Genomic DNA, 2,599 nt, shown 5'->3' on the forward strand with positions numbered 1-2,599 from the left:
CGGCGGGGCCGCGCGGCTGCAGCGGGCAGCGCCAGGCCGCGTCGACCAGGCGGCCGCTGTATTGGCGCGCTTCGGACACCTCGCCGTGCTGGGCCAGCATCGGGTTGCGGGTGCCGGCCAGCACCTCGTCGCGCTGCAGGATCGAGTCGCGCAGCTTCTCGTAGCGTCCCTGAGCGCGCAGCTGCTCGAACTGGTTGTGCAGGTTGAACACCATGGCGGGCGACGAGAAGCGGCGCGCCGGCCGGCTGGCGCCCGGATGGAGGCCGACGATGAAGAAGGCCTCGCCGCCAAAGCTTAACGAGAAATGCGGGCTCGCGGGATCGGATGTGACGCGGGCGTCATAATCCTGGCCGTGCCAAGCATCCTTGTCGGACAAGCTTTGGGCGCGGGCCCAAAGGCTCTGCTCGAAGGCTTCCTCGCTCAGGTCGCCCGGCCCCTCGAACACCACCGCGAAGCTCTGGAACAGGTCGGGCTGCTTCTTGTAGGACGCGATGAACTCCCGCAGCGCGGGGTAGATCCGCATGTCGTCCCAGGCCGAGGTGATGTTTCGTGCCACGACGATGCGCAGCTGCCCCTTCGACAAGGCCGACTTGGCACCCACACACGGGAACGGCAGTTCCTTGACGAAGGCGCGAAAGGCCTCGGCCCGGGGATGGTCGAGGTCGGTGTCGGTCTGCATGGATGGAACTGCCCTCGCGATACGCAACGTGCACAGGTTTTGGACGCGTGCGACTCAACGGAAGGCAGCCGGCATCGTTCCCGGGTGCGACATGAGGCCCAAATCACACCTGTTTCGGCAAACCGCGCTTGTCCGGGATCACCCCGGCGCGGCTCGGCCGGGTCATCGCCTCGAGCTCGAGCAGGCCGTCGAGCTCGGCCTCGCTCAACAATCCTTCCTCGAGCACCAGCTCGGCCACGGTGCGGTTTTCGGCAAGCGCCCGTTTGGCGATGCGCGAGGTGGCCTCGTAGCCGAGCGTGGGCCCAAGCGCCGTGACGAGGCCGATGGAGTTGCGCACCAGCGCCTGGCAGCGCTCGCGGTCGGCCTCGATGCCCGACACGCAGCGGGTCGTCAGGGTCGCCAGGGCCGCCGTCAGCATCCGCATGGAATTCAGGATGCAATAGCCGATGGTGGGCTCGAAGGCGTTCAGCTGCAGCTGGCCGCCCTCGGCGCAGAGCGTCACCGTCAGGTCGTGGCCGATCACCAGATAGGCCACCTGGTTGACCACCTCGGGGATCACGGGATTGACCTTGCCGGGCATAATCGAGGAGCCGGCCTGCATGGGCGGCAGGCGGATCTCCGCGAAGCCGGTGCGCGGGCCGCTCGACAGGAGGCGGAGGTCGTTGCAGATCTTCGAAACCTTGACGGCCACCCGCTTCAGAACGCCCGAAAACAACACAAAGGCGCCCATGTCGGAGGTGGCCTCAATCAGGTTCGGGGCCAGCACCACCGGCTCCCCCGACAGGCGGGCGAGCTCTTCCACCGCCAGCGCCGCATAGCGCGGATCGGCATTGATGCCGGTGCCGATCGCGGTGGCGCCGAGGTTCACCTCGCGGAACAACGCCGCCGCCTCGCCGAGCCGCGCCACATCCTCCTTGATGGTATCGTGAAAGGCGTCGAATTCCTGGCCGAGCGTCATCGGCACGGCATCCTGCAACTGGGTGCGGCCCATCTTGACCACGGATGAGAACTCCACCGCCTTCAGCTTGAACGCATAGGCGAGGTCGTCGAGCGCGCGGGCCAGCGGCTTTGCGGCCAGGATCACGGCGAGGCGCAGCGCCGTCGGGTAGGCGTCGTTGGTGGATTGCGCCATGTTAACATCGTCGTTGGGATGCAGCCGCCCATAGGCGCCCGGGGGCTGGCCCATGTGGGCGAGGCCGAGATTGGCGATCACCTCGTTGGCGTTCATGTTGGTCGAGGTGCCGGCGCCGCCCTGCACGGCATCCACCACGAAGCTGCGGTGGTGCTCGCCCGCCACGATGCTGGCGCAAGCGGCCTCGATGGCGGCCGCCTTGTCGGGCGGCAGAAAGCCGAGCCGGGCATTGGCCCGCGCGGCCGCCTGCTTGACGGACGCGAGCGCCCTCACGAGGTCGGGAAAATGGCCCACCGGCACGCCCGTGATGGGAAAGTTCTCCACCGCCCGCAGGGTGTGGATGCCCCAGAGCGCGTCGGCCGGGATGTCGCGCTCGCCCAGCAGGTCATGCTCGCGGCGGGTCGCGGCCGCCGCGAGCGCCAGCGTTTCGCTCGAGGCGAGCGACACCGTGTCGGGGGCTGGTGGCGGCACGGGGTCGGTGGCGGGAATGGACGGGTCCGGCATGGTGCGGCATCTCCGGCAGAACAGCGCGAGGCGACGGAGCATAAGGCTTGCCGGCGCGGCGTCACCCCCGCGTCACCCCGCGAGCGCCCGCCGGCCGCATTGACCGGGCGGGAGCCATCGCCCAAGGTCGCGCCGCAACCCAAGGCTATTTATGGCGCCCACCCACACCGATGTTCTGATCGCCGGCGCCGGCATCGCCGGGCTCAGCCTCGCCCATGCGCTGAAGCGGCGGCTCGGGGCGCTCGCGGCCGTCACGGTGTGCGATCTGTCTCTTATACACATCT

General features: G+C 68.7%; 2 protein-coding genes. Both read right to left on the reverse strand.

Annotated elements, in window-relative coordinates; genetic code table 11:
* Positions 1-679: guanitoxin biosynthesis heme-dependent pre-guanitoxin N-hydroxylase GntA (gene gntA / locus P7D22_RS22740; RefSeq protein WP_319936527.1), on the reverse strand; the 679-nt coding region annotated here is incomplete at its 3' end.
* Between the two features lie 103 nt (positions 680-782).
* Positions 783-2,315, reverse strand: coding sequence for an aspartate ammonia-lyase (locus P7D22_RS22745; RefSeq protein ID WP_319936528.1), 1,533 nt, complete (start codon positions 2,313-2,315; stop codon positions 783-785).
* Between the last annotated feature and the right edge of the window lie 284 nt (positions 2,316-2,599).

This window comes from Lichenihabitans sp. Uapishka_5, assembly GCF_033947565.1.
Lineage (GTDB): Bacteria > Pseudomonadota > Alphaproteobacteria > Rhizobiales > Beijerinckiaceae > Lichenihabitans.